At 66.4% G+C, this 16,841-nt stretch carries 16 protein-coding genes; 2 read left to right on the plus strand and 14 right to left on the minus strand.

The features are described from left to right. Positions 1-360: 360 nt before the first annotated feature. The 9 genes from eccA to QXK92_RS04715 form a co-directional block, all read right to left on the minus strand. Positions 361-2,196: a type VII secretion AAA-ATPase EccA gene (gene eccA / locus QXK92_RS04675; RefSeq protein WP_306240506.1), complete on the minus strand. Its 1,836-nt coding sequence runs from the start codon at positions 2,194-2,196 to the stop codon at positions 361-363. Then, positions 2,193-3,419 carry a type VII secretion protein EccE gene (gene eccE, locus QXK92_RS04680; RefSeq protein ID WP_306240507.1) on the minus strand — a complete coding sequence of 409 codons (1,227 nt, stop codon included), beginning with the start codon at positions 3,417-3,419 and terminating at the stop codon, positions 2,193-2,195. Before eccE ends, eccA begins: the two co-directional genes overlap by 4 nt. Beyond that, positions 3,416-5,221 carry a type VII secretion-associated serine protease mycosin gene (gene mycP / locus QXK92_RS04685; protein ID WP_306240508.1) on the minus strand — a complete coding sequence of 602 codons (1,806 nt, stop codon included), beginning with the start codon at positions 5,219-5,221 and terminating at the stop codon, positions 3,416-3,418. Before mycP ends, eccE begins: the two co-directional genes overlap by 4 nt. Further along, positions 5,199-6,710, minus strand: coding sequence for a type VII secretion integral membrane protein EccD (eccD, locus tag QXK92_RS04690; protein ID WP_306240509.1), 1,512 nt, complete (start codon positions 6,708-6,710; stop codon positions 5,199-5,201). Before eccD ends, mycP begins: the two co-directional genes overlap by 23 nt. Positions 6,711-6,976: 266 nt before the next feature. Beyond that, entirely contained in the window at positions 6,977-7,879 is a 903-nt protein-coding gene (locus QXK92_RS04695) for an ESX secretion-associated protein EspG (RefSeq protein WP_306240510.1), read from the minus strand. 99 nt (positions 7,880-7,978) lie between these two features. Next, positions 7,979-8,263 (minus strand): WXG100 family type VII secretion target, encoded by a 285-nt coding sequence (locus QXK92_RS04700; protein ID WP_055579135.1) that lies wholly within the window; start codon positions 8,261-8,263, stop codon positions 7,979-7,981. A 32-nt stretch (positions 8,264-8,295) separates the two neighbouring features. Further along, entirely contained in the window at positions 8,296-8,592 is a 297-nt protein-coding gene (locus tag QXK92_RS04705; protein ID WP_055581207.1) for a WXG100 family type VII secretion target, read from the minus strand. Positions 8,593-8,902: 310 nt separating this feature from the next. Next, on the minus strand, positions 8,903-9,202 hold the full coding sequence (locus QXK92_RS04710) for a type VII secretion system ESX-5 target PE19 (RefSeq protein ID WP_055579137.1): 300 nt from the start codon (positions 9,200-9,202) through the stop codon (positions 8,903-8,905). Positions 9,203-9,453: 251 nt separating this feature from the next. After that, entirely contained in the window at positions 9,454-9,777 is a 324-nt protein-coding gene (locus QXK92_RS04715) for a DUF732 domain-containing protein (RefSeq protein ID WP_306240511.1), read from the minus strand. Between the two features lie 356 nt (positions 9,778-10,133). Here QXK92_RS04715 and pstS point away from each other — a divergent pair, with 356 nt between their 5' ends. Continuing rightward, positions 10,134-11,195, plus strand: coding sequence for a phosphate ABC transporter substrate-binding protein PstS (gene pstS, locus QXK92_RS04720; RefSeq protein ID WP_371934493.1), 1,062 nt, complete (start codon positions 10,134-10,136; stop codon positions 11,193-11,195). Between the two features lie 14 nt (positions 11,196-11,209). On the opposite strand, the gene QXK92_RS04725 is transcribed toward pstS, so the two are convergent. From QXK92_RS04725 to QXK92_RS04735, 3 genes are all read right to left on the minus strand, one after another. Beyond that, positions 11,210-12,424 (minus strand): PPE family protein, encoded by a 1,215-nt coding sequence (locus QXK92_RS04725; RefSeq protein WP_306240512.1) that lies wholly within the window; start codon positions 12,422-12,424, stop codon positions 11,210-11,212. A gap of 37 nt (positions 12,425-12,461) precedes the next feature. Beyond that, positions 12,462-13,679 carry a PPE family protein gene (locus QXK92_RS04730; protein WP_306240513.1) on the minus strand — a complete coding sequence of 406 codons (1,218 nt, stop codon included), beginning with the start codon at positions 13,677-13,679 and terminating at the stop codon, positions 12,462-12,464. Positions 13,680-13,828: 149 nt separating this feature from the next. After that, a complete protein-coding gene (locus tag QXK92_RS04735; RefSeq protein ID WP_306240514.1) occupies positions 13,829-14,023 on the minus strand; it encodes a ferredoxin in 195 nt (64 codons plus the stop codon). Between the two features lie 64 nt (positions 14,024-14,087). Between QXK92_RS04735 and QXK92_RS04740 the strand changes: the two genes are divergently transcribed. Continuing rightward, a complete protein-coding gene (locus QXK92_RS04740) occupies positions 14,088-15,284 on the plus strand; it encodes a cytochrome P450 (RefSeq protein WP_306240516.1) in 1,197 nt (398 codons plus the stop codon). Here the strand turns inward: QXK92_RS04740 and QXK92_RS04745 are convergent. Both QXK92_RS04745 and QXK92_RS04750 read right to left on the minus strand, forming a co-directional pair. Beyond that, entirely contained in the window at positions 15,281-16,507 is a 1,227-nt protein-coding gene (locus QXK92_RS04745; RefSeq protein WP_306240517.1) for a PPE family protein, read from the minus strand. The genes QXK92_RS04740 and QXK92_RS04745 overlap by 4 nt on opposite strands. 10 nt (positions 16,508-16,517) lie before the next feature. Continuing rightward, positions 16,518-16,817, minus strand: coding sequence for a PE family protein (locus QXK92_RS04750; RefSeq protein ID WP_306240518.1), 300 nt, complete (start codon positions 16,815-16,817; stop codon positions 16,518-16,520). Between the last annotated feature and the right edge of the window lie 24 nt (positions 16,818-16,841).

The following is a 16,841-nucleotide window of genomic DNA, read 5'->3' on the forward strand; positions in this document are numbered from 1 at the left end:
AGGTGGTGTCGGGGTGCCTCCGATGACGTGGGCGCCGTGGTGAATACCGCGGCCACCGCGCGTCCGGATTCTTGCGCCAGCCGATTCCGACGACGGGAAAGCGCCGTGACCGGATCGGGATGAATGGTCATCGAATGTGCAGAGACGTTTTCGGTTGGATCAGTGCGGCCCCACCTCCCGTCACCATCAGGGCACACGGGAGCGCCACCGTGACAGGGTGCGCCTACCCCACTCGTCTTAGCTCGAGTTGCAGACAGCGTATCCGGCGGAAGCCGCAGCGGCAGGGCAATAGCCACAACCCATTCGGCGCGCCGCGCCGGCCAGCGCCGCGGGTGGGCGGACGCGTGCCGACGGAAGGCGTTACTTGTTCTTCCGCTCCTCGGCGACCGCGGCGCTGAGCCCCTCGGCGAGGTCGTCGCGGGTGAGTTCCCGGAAACGGCGCATCTGGGCTTCGCTGAACTCGGTGAGGTCGCTGTTGAGCACTGCGTCCAGATCTTCGTCGTCGAGGCGGAAACTACGGTGGTCACGCGCTTTCTCCACCACGTTGCGGACGAACCCGGCGTTGCCGAGCATGTCGATGCCGCGGATCAGGTCGCCGTCCTCGGAGTACGTCTCGTCGTTGTAGAACTTGGTGTACGACGGCAGCAGAACGGAGGCCTCTTCCTCGGTGATGACGTCTTCGTTCTCCCTGCCCATCAGCACGGTCAGCGCAACGAGTTCCTCGGGCGTGTAGCTGAAGAACTCGATCACGGTCGAAAAGCGGCGCCGCAGACCCTGATTCACCTCGAGCATCTTTTCCATGGCCTTGGCGTATCCGGCGCCGAACACCACCAGCTCGTCGCGGTGGTTCTCCATGTAGAGCAGCAGGGTATTGATGATCGCGTTGCCGTACGGGTCGCCCTGCTGGTAGCCCTTCTCGTGCAGGGTGTGCATCTCGTCGAAGAACACCGCGCCGCCCAGCGCGCCCTCGAGCATTTCCTCGGCGTTCTTCTCGGCGTCGGCCATGTAGCGGCCCAGCAGCTTGGTTCGACTGGTCTCCACCACCAGCGGCTTGCGCAGCACGGTGAGGCCACACAACTGCTTGGCGAACGCCCGGGCGACTGACGTCTTGCCGGTGCCGGGCGGCCCGAGTAACAAGGTGTGCCGGGACGTCAACGGAACGGGAAGTCCCATCTTTGCCCGCGCCAGGTTCACCTTGGTGGTCGACTTGATCAGCTTGATCTCGCGTTTGGCCTGCTCCATGCCCAGCATGGCGTTGAGCTCGGCGTCGCCTTCGGCCAGGTATTTCGCGGCTTCCTCGGCATGGCGGGCAGCCTCGGCCTGCGCCCGCGACGGTGCGCTGTCCGGATCCCACGGATCCGTGCGGGCCTCGATCGTCTCCGGGTCGGTCAGAACCAGACGGAAGTTCGGGTTGTCCAGCGCTTCGCGGGCCGGGGTGAACTTCGCGTCGCGCGAATACACGCGGCGCAACAGTTCGACGGCCTCTTCCTCACGGCCGACGTGGCGCAGGCACATGCCCTGGGTGTACAGGGCGATGTTCGCCGCGCCCGGCACCCGGTCGCCCTCGATGGCGTCCTGTCCGCGCCGGAACGCTTCCTCGAAGACCCCGAGCGACGCCAGCGCGGTAGTCGCCATGGCCGCCCCCGCCGCCTTGAGCTCGGGGTGCCGCCACGGCGTCGCCTCAGGGAACTGGGTCAGCACATCCGGCCACCGTTTGGTGCGGAAATAGAGCACGCCGCGCACATAGGTGACTAGTTCTGCGTCGAACGGGTGGCGGGGGTCGGCCGAGTCAAGCAGGTCCGCGGCTTCCTTGTAGCGCTTGTTCTCCGCGAGCACTGCCGCGTAGGCGCAGGCCAGTGAGTCGACGCTGGTCACGGCGAGCCGCAGGAACAGGCCGTCGGACACCTCGGGACGGAACTGCAGATCCGTGACACCGAGGCGGCGGGTCTCCCACCCGAAGGTCCTTACCGCCGCCCACGCACCGGCGAGCACCTCGAGGCTCTGATCACCGGCGAGGATCCGCGCCAGCCAGGCGTCGCACATGCCGGGGTCGAGCTTGGTGGCGGTGGTGAACATCTGCGCTGCCACCTGCGGGTTGTGGCTCGGCTGCAGTCCGTTGACCGAGATGCCCGAAGCCAGCAGCCCGGCAACCATCGCGTTTCTGGCATCTTCGGCGGCTGACTGCGCGCGGGTCATGGTGTTGCTGAGCTGGTTACGCGCTCCGGCTCATGCCCCACTGGCAACTCCAGCTCATCGTGGTCGCGCAAGTCGCGGCCCGGCACGACCAGCGGTGGCCGTGAAGACGGCGCGGGCAGACTGGCCCGCACGGCCGCCAGCTGGCGTCCCGTCAGGCGGTTGAGGCCGGCCGTCAGCTCCCTGGGGAGCCGGGATTCACTGTGGTAGCGCACGAACGCTGACAGTTGCGGCCGTCTGGCCCGCGTCGTCAATCGCATGGTGAGCACAGTAGCGCCTACCTCCGGAGCGTCCGACAGCCATAGGCTCTCCAGCGTCTCGGAGTCGATGTCGGAGGGCGTCACCCAGAAACTGGTCACGAACCCGTTGAAGTGCTTCAGGTGGCGCCAACCGGGCCGGCTCCACGTCGGCTCCAAGTCGGCCAGCACGGCGGCGTCGACTTCGGCCAGCTCGTCGGCCGTCAACGGACGGGCGCTGCACGTCTGGCCGTCCAGGTCCTGGACCAGCCGCTCGGTGGCGGCGACCAGCGTCGACGCCAGCGAGTCGCGGCACACCACGGCGGCCACGTTGCGCTGCGGGTTCATCCGCAGCACCAACCAGGTGCGGCGCCGGTCGGCGGCCGGGCGCTCGCCCGCTCCTTCGTTAGCCTCCCAGCCTTCCGGCTGCCACTCCTCGAGTGAGGCCGAGGCCCGGGCTGCGGCCGCACCACCGCGCACCTGCACCGACACGATGTCGATGCCGTCGAGGTGGATGTCGAACTGGCGCAACCCGTCGGCGACCGCGGCAACCGGCAGGAACGGCGCTGCTCCGCCGGCGACGGTGCGGTGGCGGTGGCGGCCCGCCGGGTCACCCTCGCCCCCGTCCACCTCGACCACTGCGACCAGCTGGCCGCGGTACTCGCGTACTCCCACCGTGTCGCGCCCGAAGCGCCGCTTGAAGTCGGTTGCCGGCGTGCAGCCGGCGCCGAGAGCGGTACCGGGGTCGGCCGACCAATCCCACAGCCAGGAGGCGACGCCGGAGGCGACCGTGATGCCGTGGTAGGTGACCACGGACAGCAACGTCACCAGTACCGCTAGGCCGACACCGACCCACCACGCCACCCGGTTCTCGCCCTGCCACGAATCCGGGGCATGGCTGGCGAGCACCAGAATGAGCACGTCGACCAGGAATACCGCGGTCAGGCGCGGCCAGGACAACGACAATCCGAGCTTGCGCTGCGCCTTCATCGTTGTTTCCGCGATCGTCGCATCAAAGAGGCTGTACCGAACACTGCTCCGCCTATCAGTAATGCCGCAGCCAGGCCCCCGGTGGCCACCCACACCGGCGCCATGTTGCGCGGAGCGGGAGGCTTCGGCAGCGACAGCGGCGCCGAAAGTTGTTTAGGTGCCTGGGGCGGTCCTTGCGGGACGTCCCATGTCAGTGCCGCGACCGGATCGACCACACCGTAACCGACCTGATTGTCGACGCCACGGGCGGGCGGCCTGGCCGTGTGAATCAACCGCTGCATCACCTGGTACGCCGAGAGTTCCGGGAACTTGGCCCGCACGAGCGCGGCCACCCCCGAGACGATTGCGGTGGCGAAGCTGGTGCCCGCGGGAACCAGCAACGTGTTGTCCGGACCGTCGATCGCGTTGATCAGGCCGTCGTCGCGCGGCGAGAGCCCCATGACGTCGGTCCCAGGGGCAGAGATCGAAACCCAAGGCCCGGCGATGCTCATCTGTGACAGCGGCTGCCCGCTGGTGTCGACGGCGCCGACGGTGAGCACGTAATCGCTGAACCACGACGGTGTCACCACCGTGGTCACGGCGTTCCAGGCGCGTGGGTCGTTGGGCGACAGCGGGTCGAAGATGGTGTTCTGCTTGCAGTCCTTCTTGCTGCTGTCGCCCGCCGCCGCAACGATCAGCGCGTTCTTGTCGACCGCGGCGTAGTGCACCGCGGCACCCAGCGTCCGCTGGTCCACCACGTTGCGCGCACTCATGCAGGTCACGTCGGAGATGTTGATCACCGAAGCGCCCATGTTGGCAGCATGCACGATCGCGCGCGCCATGGTCTCGACGCTGTCGATCTTGGCCACCGTCTGCGGGTCCTCGTCGCCGGTGTAGGCGTCCTTGAGGCCGAACGCCTGGCTGGACTGCCGGATCGAGATCACCTCGACGTCCGGTGCGATCCCGCTGAAAGCGTCCGGCGGCGCCGCATTGGGACTCGGCGGCGGCGGCGGTGGCGGCGGGGTCGACGACGACGATGTCGCGCTCGGCGATGTCGTGGTGGTCGTCGACGGGGCCAGCGGGTGCGGAGTACGCGGGTGGTCGACGGGCTGAATCTTGCCGCCGCCCGCGTAGCCCGGGATGGTCACGGTGCCGCCGCCGCGGTTGGCCGACGGCGCCTGACCCGGACCGGGTGCGGGACCGGGCCCAGCCCCCTCCGAGGGCGGTGGGGGCGCCGGAATCACGGTGATGGTCGGGCCGGGCACCGGTGACAGGGTCACGGTCTGCGGTGGCGGTGGCTTTTCGGTGGTCGGGATGGTCACCGGCCGGCGCGGCGATGCCGGCGGGGGCGCAGCTCCGTTGGCCGGAGCCCCGGCGATCATCGAAGCCACCAAGGTGCCGTGGGCGTCGCAGTCAGACAGACCATCACCCCCGGCCATGACGTAATCGCCGCCCGGGATCAGGCGCGGCAGCCGCGGGTGCGGAGTGACGCCGGTGTCGATGACAGCGACCTTGACGCCTTCGCCACGGCCGAAGTGCCACGCCTCGTTGAGGTTCAGCATCTCCATGTACTTCGGCGGCACCTTGAAGTCGGTGCCGGGCATGACCCCGACCTCCGTGCAGTACGAGTTCTGCTTCATCGGTGCGATCGGCCCAGGAGGGCTATCAGGCGGGAGCGCCCCCGGATCGATCGTCGGAGGCGCAATCGCATATGCAGGTGGCATCCCGGCAAGCGCGCCGGAGGTCAGCAGCATCGCGGCGACGGTCGCGCTCAACGCACGACCGCGCCGCGAGCGGCTGTTACCGGTATCGGATCGCTGCATAAACATTCATCAACCACAATGCCAGCGGGAAGATCGGCATGAGGCAGAGGTACTCGAGCCATTCCACGAACTTGCGGAACAGCGGGCTGTAGATGGTGTTGGGCACGACGGCCGCGGCCGTCAGACCGGCGGCCGGCAGCGCCACCAGGATTGCCGCCGAGATCGACACCGACAGCGGCGAGGACAGCACCAGCGCGTACCGCACCAGCACCGCCGCGATGATCAGCACGCCGGTAGTCGCCAGGGTGATGGCCTGCCACCGGTCGACGTAGGAGCGGCCGCGCAGCAGCAGGAACCCGGCGCTGAAGCTGGCCAGCAGCAGCGGCAGCCACCGCTCGTGGGTGTGCGGGTTGGACAACGCGGTCAGGCAGATGACCATCAAGACACCGAGCCCTACCAGCAGGCCGCTCAGGAACGAACGTGCGCGCTCGGCCTGCAGCAGCACGTCCCGGACCGATGCCGGCCCCTCCAGGGTCGGCGGGCCGCCCTCGGAGCGCACCACGGTGGTCGGCAGGTCAGGCCGGGCCTCGAACACCCAGCGGCTGGTCGCGGACGGGAACACCGGCAACCGGATGCCCGCCAGACGCCGGGACAGCGCGGGAGCGGCGTGGTAGAGGATCACGCAGGCCAGCACCAGGCAGGACAGCATGGTCACAGCACTGGTGGCCGCCACCATTCTGGCCAGGCTGGCGATGGTCACCAGTGCGGCTACCGTCACGATCGCGGTGTAAACCGCCAGCCGGCGCCCGGTAAACCGCAGCGCCAGCGCCGCCGCCACCGTCAAGACGCCGAAGCCCAGCACGGCCTGCGGAGACCCAACCGGCCCCGGCGGCGCCGCAGCGGCTGCAACCGTCAACGGGACAAGACCGCTCATCAGCATGATGTCGGCGGCCCGGCGGTCCGCGTCCGTCTTGGCGCGCATCAACAGCATCACTGAGACGGTCAGCACCAGGGCGGCGACGATCGCGGTGAAGATGGTGGTCAGCCACGTGTTGTGGTGCCAGCGCCACCAGCCGAGCACTCCGGAGGCCAGAATCACGCCGGACGCGACCATGGTCGCACCGACCTGAACGGCGACGACCGGGTCGATCGCCGCGAACCGCTTGCTGAGGTTGGCCGAGACGGCGGTCGAAATGTGCTCGATGACCTGAGACCGGTGCTCAGTGTCGTTGACGAACCGGATCCACAGCCGGTCTCCGTCGTAGACATCCTGCTCGGTGAGCGACTGGGTGGCGCGCAGCGGCGTGCCGTCAACCAGGCACAGCGCCCACCGGCCGCGGCCGGTGGCCTCCAGCGGGGTCTCCCCCAGCTCTCGGAGGCGGCTGTTGATCACCTTCAACAGTGGGTCGGTCATCACCGAAACCGGGGCGTTGGCGTCCAACAGAACGCCGATCTGCACCCCCTCGCCGGCCATGATTCCGACAACCACAGCTCTGGGCGACGAAACACCCTCAATGTCAGTCTGTGGCGCATCAGCTACTGCGGTCATCGTCCTGCACCCCCTGCCCTAGCGAATGAGTTGGTTGTGGACCGCGTGGGGCGCTGTGCCGGTGCACTGACCGGGGCGTCGCTGCCCGGGTAGCGCTGCGGCCGGACTGATTCCGATTTCATTTGCCTGCCTCGCGGTTATTGGTTGTGGTTGGCGTATTGCGTTTTAGTTGTGCAGCCCGTTCCAGAGCAGTATGCCGTGTTGGCATCCAGCTCGCATTTTATGTTCAAAAATGTTGTCGCACTGCGCGTCTGGTAACGGCGCTGTTAAACCCTGCTGTGTGATTTCCATTCGCCGTACGGCAAAGTGTCCAAGACGGTCTTCACGCCGACCTGAACCAGTTGCGGGGTGGCGGGGCAGATAGCCAGCCAGGCCTCGCCGGAACCCGCCGTGCGGGCCTGTTGGTAGAGCGCGATCCGGCCACCCGAGCCATCCTTGAGGGACAGGACGGAGGCGCTGGGGCCCTTGGCGTCGTCTCGATACTGGCGCGCATACACCGCAACCTCGGCCGCGGGGTCGGACAGTGCCTGACCCAGCGCGGCGACAGTGGAGGCGCTGATGCCCATGCGTCGCAGATCGCCGCCGGAAAAGACGTTGAAACCGGACTCCTGCCACGACTTGGTGGCTTCGAGCATCTCTTCCAGGGGCACGTTGACGGCGTTGATCGCCGCAGGGTCGGCGTGGTGAATCGACTCGAGACCATCCATCACCAGTGCGGCGATCGAGGCGCTGTCCGAGACGACGACGTCGTCGACGGTGATGTCGCTGCCCACGCGCACCGCGGAGACCCAGTGGTTGGCGCGGCGGGCCAGAACCACCCGGAACTCGTTGTCGGGAATATCGCGCGAACCCGGGGGCTGGTTCTCGTCGTCGACCACGCCGTAGAGCAGCTTGCCGCGCGACAGCAGCGCGACGACCTCGAGGTCGGGCGCGGCGAGCACCTTCATCCGGGCGGCGACCTGCTCGTTGACCGTGTCGCCGACCACGATGCCCTGCTCACGCATCACCGCCATGCCCGGATGCTCGTTGAGCCAGTCATTGTTGTCGGTGGATACGTACGGCCGACACCTGAGCTCCGGGGCGACGTGCCGGATATCCAGCAGCGCCTGAAGCATCCAAAAGCCGTCGACGTTGACAGTGATGTCGGTGCGGGTGCTCTGTTGATCCATCCCTACCTCAATGGTCTTGACTTATTCGAACTTCCAGTAAACCGCAGGACACGGCAGCACACCGAGGAATTGGTGTGCTGCCGCGCCTGGAGATGGGTTTTAGGCCCAGCTGGAGCCGACGGCGCTGTCGGTCTGCGCCATGTTGCTGCCGGCGCTCTGGACCTTCTGGCCGTGAGCGTTGGCCTGCTCGTAGATCACCTGGAAGTTGCGGCCCAACTGGGCGATGAACTCCTGGCAAGCCACCGAACCGGCGCCGCCCCAGAAGTCACCGGCAGCCAGCACATCGCGAACGATGGCCTGGTGCTCGGCCTCCAAGTTGGCGGCCTGGGCGCGAATCAGCGCACCGTGGGCGTCGACGTCGCCGAACTGGTAATTGATCGTCATTTTCCAAAGTCCCTTTCTTGGCTGCTGAAGTCTTAGCTGCTGAGGATCTGCTGCGAGGCCTGCTCTTGCTGCTCGTAGTTGTTCGCGTCGCGAATCAACCCGTCGCGAACACCGTGCAGCATGTTGACGATGTTGCGGAACGCCGTGTTCATCTGGCCCATGGTGTCCAGCGAGGTGGCCGAGGCCAGACCGCTCCAGCCCGCACCCGAGATGTTCTGCGAGGACGCCCACATGCGGCGGGCCTCGTCCTCAACGGTCTGGGCGTGCGTCTCGAAACGGCCCGCCATGTCCCGCATTGCGTGCGGGTCAGTCATGAAACGTGTAGTCACCTGATTTCTCCTTAAACTCATTACTGCTGATCGGGTTGTTAAGGCACGATGGCCGATCGGCTACACGCGGACGTATCCGCCGACCGGTAGTACTGCGAATCTCCCCTTTCGGTCAGCCGGCGGCCACCGGGTGCTCCACGGTCGGAAAGGTGTCGAACCCGGACATCGGTGTCCGGATTGACGGCGAATGCAGGTGATCCGTGAGCGATGGCCCCGACCGGCCGTCAAACCCCGAAATCACCGCCTGTTGAGACGTCGCAGTGGAACTCACGTCCGCAGCTGACCGTCCCCAAATCTCAATCAGAACCGGTCAGCCTGCGGCCGCCGCGTTGGCGGCCTCGGTAGCCGCATACGAGCCCGAGCTGGTCGACAAGGTGTTGACGAACATCTCGTGAATGGCGGCAGCCTGCGCGCTGACGGCCTGGTACATCTGAGCGTGCGCGGCGAACTGAGCCGCAGTCAGCGCCGACACCTCGTCGGCCGCAGCAGGAACCACCCCCGTGGTCGGCGCCGCGGCAGCAGCGTTCTGAGCGCTCATCGTGGTGCCGATACCCTGCAGGTTTCCCGCCGCAGCCGCCAGAGCCTCCGGCTGTGTGGTCACGAACGACATGCTGTTTCCTCCCTAAATTCATCCAGCAACCGCTCCCTGGACGAGAGTAGATGACGGTGTGGTGCCAGGTCGCCCTCGACGCCGCCTGGTCGACGATTGTTCACTAGACGGCAATACGACTTGACCTGTCGTAACGACACAGTAACAGCGCCTGACCTGCTTCGGAGCGCACTCGCGAGAGTCCACCGCAACCTCTCAGGTTTCTCCCGCCATGCCGCTGAGCTGTATGTTTACCCTAATCGCGGGCGACACTAGGACGACGGCAGCTCGGCCTTGTGGCGCGGGCAGTACGCGTCGATGGCGGCGCCGACGAAGAATCCGGAGTGATAGGCGGGCATGCTGCTGCTGTTCAGCACGTCATTTGCCACATCGCTGGGCGACATGCCGTTGTCCAGTTTCACGCAGACGAAATGGCCGGCCTCGATCGCGTGCGCGGTGGATATGTGGTCGCTGATGCCCTCGGACTTCAGGGAGGCGATGAACTTGTCGTCGGTCGTGTCGGCGTGCACGGTGGCGACCGCCAGTGGACACAGGGAAAAGAAGAGCAGTACAGACCCGGTACGGCGCAAATACATTCGGCTGCTCCCACAATGACATGACCAGAGTTGGCATTACTGAACCTCAATTTTCGCCAGTGCCGAAGTGCTCTTCCAGTTGGGTGGCTATTTGTACATTCTTTATTTACCCGCTGGCAACGTACGAGAGCGCACCGGCGCACCGACACGCACGGCGGACCAGGCAATCGCGTCGAATGCACACGGTAGTTCGCCGTTCACATTTAGGTTGCGGCGACGCTACCGTCCGTTAATTTGCGCCCGACGGAATTACAGTAAGGTTTCGTGTTGCTCGACGCTGAATTGCGCGTCTTCTTTTCCTGACGTGAGGAACTGAATTGTCATCCAGCCTGTTTCGTCTCTTATGGATCGCCTTTGTGGTCGCAATACCGGTGCTCGCCGGTTGTGCTGGCAAAAATGAAGCAGGCGGGCCCACGCCGTCGTCCTCGAATGGCAGTTGCGGCGGCCAGAAGACGTTGAAGGCCAGTGGCTCGACGGCGCAGGAGAACGCGATGATCCGGTTCGTCAAAGCCTTCGAGCGAGCATGTCCCGGCCAGACGACCGACTACACCGCAAACGGGTCGGGCGCGGGGATACGCGAATTCCTGGATAAGAAAACCGACTTCGGTGGCTCGGACTCGCCGATGAGCCCGGGTGAATACGCCGACGCGCAGCGTCGCTGTGGCGCACCGGCGTGGAACCTTCCGGTGGTGTTCGGACCGATCGCCATCACCTACCACATCAACGGAGTCACTTCGCTGATCCTCGACGGACCGACAGCGGCCAAGATCTTCAACGGCACGATCTCCAGCTGGAACGACCCGGCTATCACGGCGCTCAACCCCACTGCCCAGCTTCCCGCTGAACCCATTCATGTGGTGTTCCGCAGCGACGACTCCGGAACGTCGGACAACTTCCAGCGCTACCTGGACACGGCGGGCAGTGGGGCGTGGGGCAAGGGCGCCGGCAAACAGTTCCGTGGCGGAGTCGGCGAAGGCGCGATCGGTAATGAGGGCACCGCCGTGGTGGTCAAGCGAGCCGAAGGCGCGATCAGCTACAACGAATGGTCGTTCGCCCGGGAGCAGAAGCTCGACATGGCCAGGATCATCACCTCCGCCGGCCCGGAGCCGGTCGAGATCAACTCCGATTCGGTGGCCAGGACGATCGCAACGGCCGGCATCATCAACAAGAACAACGACCTCGTCCTTGACACGATCTCGTTTTATCGGCCGAGCCGGCCGGGCTCGTATCCGATCGTGCTGGCGACCTATGAGATCGTCTGCTCGAAGTACCCTGACTCCGAAGTCGGCACCGCGGTCAGAGCCTTCCTGCAGAGCACCATCGGAGCGGGACAGGACGGTCTGTTGGACAACGGCTACGTGGCGATCCCGGATGCGTTCAAGGCGCGGTTGTCGACCGCGGTGAGCGCCATCTCTTGAGTCCGGGCGCGGGATCAACCCACCGGCAGCTGCTTGGGCATGACCGTGGGCTTGAACCCGTAACGCGGCGCGGCTCCCGCCCCCCGGGAATTCCCTGCGGCTCCAACAGGCATGCCACTCAACACGTTTCCGCTTGCGGCGGACTCGCCGGCGGTTATCGGTTCACTGATCATCTGCACTGCCGGGCGAACAGCCGGCGCCGCCGATGCGCCGGGCCACGACGCTGGGACGGCCAGGTGCCCGATATGGGCACCGTTGCCCAGGCCGGCTGCCACTTGTCCGCCGGGACCGAGTGCGGCGGTGACCGGTGGCACCGGGACGGCGGACGCGGCGGCCGGAGCCGCGCCGCCCAGCAGGCCCGCCGACTTGGCCATCTGAACGCCGAAGTTGCCCATACCGACACTGAAGTACGGCAGGCCTTCGGTGTTGTAGAAGAAGCTCGCGTAGTTCGAGTAGCCCTGCATGAAGGTGCCCAGGTTGTTAGGCAGCGTGGTCTGCCCGGTCAACAGGAACCAGATTTCGGTGAGAACCGGGAATTGGGTCGTTGTCTGCGTCAGCAACTGCTGCGCTCCGGCCGGAGTGGCCAGCAGGCCCAGCTGGCCCGTGACCTGGTTGAAGAAGCTCTGCAACGACTCCTGGATGGACGCCGCCGGGGCAGCTTGCGCCGCGGCGACCGCGGCGGCCTGGTCGGCGGTGCCCGTGGTGATCGACGGAGCGGAAGTGAAGGGTTCCAGCTTCGACGCCAGGGCCGAGGACGACGCATAGGCGTACATGGTCAGTGTGTTCTGCGCCCACATCTCCGCATACTGGGCCTCCAGCTGTGCGATCAGGCCGTTGTTCAGACCGAAGATGTTGGTCTGCAGCGCTTGAGCCAACTCCGCCCGATTGGTCGCCACCAGCGGAGGAGGCACGATCGAGGCGAACGCCGTCTCGAAGGCGGCTGCGGCCGACTGTGATTGGATTGCAGCGCGTTCGGCCTGCCCGGCGGTGACCGTCAGCCAGTCCACGTAGGGCTCAGCGGCTTGCGCCATCGTTGTCGAGGCCGGACCCAGCCACTCCTCGCTGACCAGTCCACCGAGCACGGCTCCATACCCGCGTGCTGTCGCCGTGAGTTCGGCGGCCAGTGCGTTCCACGCCGACGCCGCGGACACGAACGAGGTAGCTCCCGGACCGGAATACATGATCGCCGAGGTGACCTCGGGCGGTAGCGCACCAAAATCAGTTGCCATCGTTCGACTCCTTGATAACTCTGTCTATCAACACGATTCATCCGGCGGACGGTGGCCGGGTGAGCACGGTGTAACGCAGCCCATAGCGGACGCCCAGGTTGCCGGCGCGCTGGCCGTCGCGCGTCCCGGACGGGAATCCGCGCAGTGCGGCGTTGATGCCGTTGCCAGGTCCGGCTTCGGCGGGTGACGACGTGAAGTGGGTGCTGGTGGTAGTCATGACCGCATGTTCGGGCGCGCCTGATGCCCCGACCCAGCTCGCGGGGACCGACAGCGCGCCGATCTTGGTGGACGAGGCGATACTGGCCGAAAGCCCCGCTCCCCCGTGGTAATTCCAGCCGCCGGCACCCAGCGCGGCGAACTGCGGTGTCGGGTACCAGGCACCACCTGAACCCGCGGTGGTGCCGAGGCCCTGCTGCAACTGTTGCGCGATCGACCAGCCGAAGTTGCCTATGCCGACACCGAAGTAGGCCTGCAGAGTCTGCCTGATCGCCGTGTACATGCCCGGGTAGAGCCCTGCCCAGTTGTTTTCCGGCGTGGGCAGCCACCCGAGCATGGGCAACGTGGTGACCGGGGTGTCAGTCACGATCACCACGTCCGACGTTGCCGCGGCCGGTGCCGAGACCGCGAATTGCTGTCCCAGCTGCGGAAGTGCGGCCGAGGAGAGCATCTGGGGGATGGTGGGTCCGGTGCTCTGTGCGGAGATGTCGGCCAGCGCGGCCGCCGCCGGAGTGGTGGTGGCCGGCGATTCGGAGAACCGGGTCAGCTCGGTGGCCGACGCCGACGACGCCGCATAGCCGTACATGGCGGCGGCGTCCTGTGCCCACATCTCCAGGTACTCCGCCTCGGCCGCCGCGATGGCCGGGGTGTTCTGCCCGAAGAAGTTGGTTGCGATCAGCGTCATCAGCAACACCCGATTGGCCGCGATCACCGGTGGCGGCACTGTCAGGGCGAAGGCAGTCTCGTAAGCCGCCACCGCCGCCAGGGCTTGGGTCCCCGCGCTCTCCGCCTGACCGGCGGCGGCACTGAGCCAACCCACGTACGGAGTCACCGCGGCAAGCATCGACCGCGATGCCGGACCGATCCACGGCGCGCTGGTCAACTCTGCGATGATCGACGCGTAACTTGCTGCAGCCGAGGCTAGTTCGTTTGACAGCCCATCCCAGGCGGCGGCCGCGGCCAGCATCGGACCCGACCCCGGGCCGCTGTACATGCGGCCGGAATTGATCTCAGGCGGCAGTGCCCCGAAGTCGAACAACACTCCTCCTGACGAATGGCGTCGCTATCGCGCGGAGCAGCCTCAAGAATCCGGGCTGATTGGAAATGTAGAGGCGGAGTTCGGGCTTTGGATCGGGCAATACCAACTATTCATTGGCTGTCGATGTCTGTTAATCGACAGTTCAGATCTCAGTCCGCTTCCAGGATGATCGCCATTTCGGGGCAGGAGGCCACCCCGTCGCGAATCAGTTCTTCGTCCTCGGCCGTCACTTCGCGCTCTTCGAGGACCGAATAGCCAGACTCGTCGATCGGGAACAGATCCGGGTCCACCGCGAAACACTGGGCGTGCCCGACGCATCTCGACCGGTCCAGACGAACCTTCACCTGGGCAAGCCTAGCTGCCCACAACACGATTCAAACGTCGCGCGGTCATGGGAGACTTCGCTTCATGAGCGCTCCGGGTGCAAACGGGCCAGGGTCTTTCCACCTGCCGAGGCTCGAATACTCCGCACTGCCGCTGGCCGACGACCGGGGGGTCGGGTGGCGGGCGTTGCGGGATGCGGGTCCGGTGGTGTTCATGAACGGTTCCTACTACCTCACGCGACGCGAGGACGTGCTCGACGCGCTGCGCAATCCGCGGGTCTTCTCCTCCCGGCTGCTGCAGCCGCCCACAAATCCGCTTCCGGTGCTTCCGCTTTCGTTCGATCCGCCCGAGCACACCCGGTATCGCAGAATCCTGCAGCCCTACTTCAGTCCGCACGCACTCGGCGAGTCGCGAGCGGTGTTGCAGCGCCACGCGGCCTCGATGATCGCCGGCCTTGCCGACCGCGGGCAGTGCGAGGCGATGGCCGATTTCGCCCGGTTGTATCCCTTCCAGGTGTTCCTGGACCTCTACGGGCTGCCCTTGGCCGACCGCGATCGGCTGATCGCCTGGAAGGACTCGATCGTCGGCGACAAGCCTTTCCTCACCGTGGCTGAGGCGCAGGAGGGGCAGATCGAGTTGTTCGAGTATCTGACCGCGGCAATTCAACAGCGCCGCCGGCGGCCAGGCTCAGATATGTTGTCGCAGATCATGACCGGGCCGGGTGACCTCTCTGATCTGGAACTGCTGGGGATTAGTCACCTGCTCATTCTGGCCGGCCTCGACACGGTGACGGCCGCCATCGGATTCGCCCTGCTGGAACTGGCCCGCCGTCCGAAGCTGCGGGCGCAGTTGCGCGACGACCTGCGAGAGATCAGGGTGTTCATTGAAGAAGTGGTGCGGCTGGAGCCGTCGGCACCCGTGGCCCCCCGGGTGACCACCGAATTCGTCACCATTGGCGGCATGACGCTGCCCCCAGGCTCGCAGGTGCGGTTGTGTCTGGCTGTCATCAACCGCGACGGCAGCGATGCGGCATCCACCGACGAGCTGTTGCTGGACGGAAAGGTGCACCGCCACTGGGGTTTCGGCGGCGGACCGCACCGCTGCCTGGGATCACATCTGGCCAGAATGGAACTGACCGTCGTCGTCGCCGAGTGGTTGCGGCAGATCCCGGAGTTCGGGATCGCGGACCAGTACCGGCCCGCAATCACGTTCCCCTCCAAGTCGTTTGCGCTTACCTCGCTGCCGCTGCACTGGGATTCCCGGGCAGCGCTGCCGACTTAGCCGGCGAACGGCGGCCGCGCCATGACCGTGGGCCGGAATCCGTACTTCTGCCCCCCGGCGGCGGCAGCGCCGGCCCCGAGCCCGCCTAACGGCATGCCGCCCAACAGGTTTCCCGTGGTTTCCGGGGCGGCGCTGACCGTGTTGATCGGAATCGGCGCCGCGTGACTCACGGCCGGCCCCAGCGTCGCAATCGCGGGCGGCACCGACAGCTTGCCGACGGAGGCAGCCTGCCCCAGGCTCGCCGCCACCGGTCCGCCGCCCCCACCCAGCAGGCCGCCCAGCCCCCCGAGGCCGTGGGCAGCGCCTGCGGCGGCCGACGAAGCCGCCGGCGCAAGGCCTTTGCTCAGCGACAGCAAGGTGTTGGCCATACCGGTCGAGAAGTACGGCAGACCTTCGATGTTGTAGATCGGACCGGCGAAGTTACGGAACGCGGTGATCAGCCACTGCGGATTGATCGTGGCGTTGCCTCCGATGCCCGTGAGTGCCGACCCCAGCACGGAGTTCGGATTGAAGACGATGCCGCTCAGTGATTCGCTGGTCGGCGTCAGCCCCAGCAGGGCCATGTTTCCGGGCGATGCCAGATTGCTCAGCTGGCTCTGGATTCCACCGAGCAGATCCGCCAACGTCTGTTGCGCCGAGCCCGCCGACGTCGCGGCGGCCTGAGAGACCGCGGCACCCTGGATAGCCGACGCCGCCGGGCTGGTGGTCTGCGGAGGCGCGGCGAACGGGGTCACCTTGGCAGCGGAGGCAGACGAGCCCGCGTACTGATACATGGCGGCGCTGTCCTGGGCCCACATCTCGCCATACTGCGCTTCGAGCGCCGCGATGACGCTGTTGTTCTGGCCGAAGACGTTGGTCGCCATGGCCTGTGCCAACTCGGCGCGGTTGAGCGCAACGAGTTGCGGCGGCACCGTGGCCGCGAAGGCGTTCTCATAGGCGGCCGCCGCGGCGGTGGCCTGGCCGGCGGCTTGTTCGGCCTGCGTCGCGGTGGTGTTCATCCACGCGACGTAGGGCGAGATCGCGTCCGCCATCGAGGCGGACGCCGGTCCCATCCACTCCTCGCTGGCCAGCCCGGTGATGACCTTGTCGTAGGCGAGCGCGGAGGCATTCAATTCCGCGGCCAGTCCGTTCCAGGCGGATGCTGCGGCCACCATCGGCCCTGAACCGGGCCCGGAATACATCAGTGCCGAATTGACTTCCGGCGGCAATGCCCCGAAATCCATTGCGTGATCCCTATCTGCTCGCGGCCGCGTTGGCGGCCTCGGTGGCGGCATACGACTCGGCGCTGGTGCCCAGGGTGTTGACGAACATCTCGTGGATGGCCGCGGCTTGGGCGCTGACCGCCTGGTACATCTGCGCGTGCGCGGCGAATTGCGCTGCCGTCAGCGCCGATACCTCGTCAGCCGCGGCCGGAACCACTCCCGTCGTCGCGGCGGCAGCAGCCGCGTTCTGGGCGTTCACGGACGAGCCGATACCTTGCAGGCTCGCCGCGGCCGACGACAGTGCTTCCGGTTGTGTGGTTACGTACGACATGTCATTTCCTCCTCGAATAACGCT

Origin of the sequence: Mycobacterium sp. TY815, from assembly GCF_030755135.1 — a bacterium.
GTDB lineage: Bacteria > Actinomycetota > Actinomycetes > Mycobacteriales > Mycobacteriaceae > Mycobacterium.

What these genes read in the sequence shown, in the direction of transcription:
- QXK92_RS04725 (WP_306240512.1), bottom strand. Translation starts at nt 12,424, where the DNA reads ATGGCAACTGATTTTGGTGCGCTACCGCCCGAGGTCACCTCGGCGATC.
- QXK92_RS04695 (WP_306240510.1), bottom strand. Translation starts at nt 7,879, where the DNA reads ATGGATCAACAGAGCACCCGCACCGACATCACTGTCAACGTCGACGGC.
- QXK92_RS04745 (WP_306240517.1), bottom strand. Translation starts at nt 16,507, where the DNA reads ATGGATTTCGGGGCATTGCCGCCGGAAGTCAATTCGGCACTGATGTAT.
- QXK92_RS04700 (WP_055579135.1), bottom strand. Translation starts at nt 8,263, where the DNA reads ATGACGATCAATTACCAGTTCGGCGACGTCGACGCCCACGGTGCGCTG.
- QXK92_RS04715 (WP_306240511.1), bottom strand. Translation starts at nt 9,777, where the DNA reads ATGTATTTGCGCCGTACCGGGTCTGTACTGCTCTTCTTTTCCCTGTGT.
- eccE (WP_306240507.1), bottom strand. Translation starts at nt 3,419, where the DNA reads ATGAAGGCGCAGCGCAAGCTCGGATTGTCGTTGTCCTGGCCGCGCCTG.
- eccA (WP_306240506.1), bottom strand. Translation starts at nt 2,196, where the DNA reads ATGACCCGCGCGCAGTCAGCCGCCGAAGATGCCAGAAACGCGATGGTT.
- QXK92_RS04710 (WP_055579137.1), bottom strand. Translation starts at nt 9,202, where the DNA reads ATGTCGTTCGTGACCACACAGCCGGAGGCTCTGGCGGCTGCGGCGGGA.
- mycP (WP_306240508.1), bottom strand. Translation starts at nt 5,221, where the DNA reads ATGCAGCGATCCGATACCGGTAACAGCCGCTCGCGGCGCGGTCGTGCG.
- QXK92_RS04740 (WP_306240516.1), top strand. Translation starts at nt 14,088, where the DNA reads ATGAGCGCTCCGGGTGCAAACGGGCCAGGGTCTTTCCACCTGCCGAGG.
- QXK92_RS04750 (WP_306240518.1), bottom strand. Translation starts at nt 16,817, where the DNA reads ATGTCGTACGTAACCACACAACCGGAAGCACTGTCGTCGGCCGCGGCG.
- eccD (WP_306240509.1), bottom strand. Translation starts at nt 6,710, where the DNA reads ATGACCGCAGTAGCTGATGCGCCACAGACTGACATTGAGGGTGTTTCG.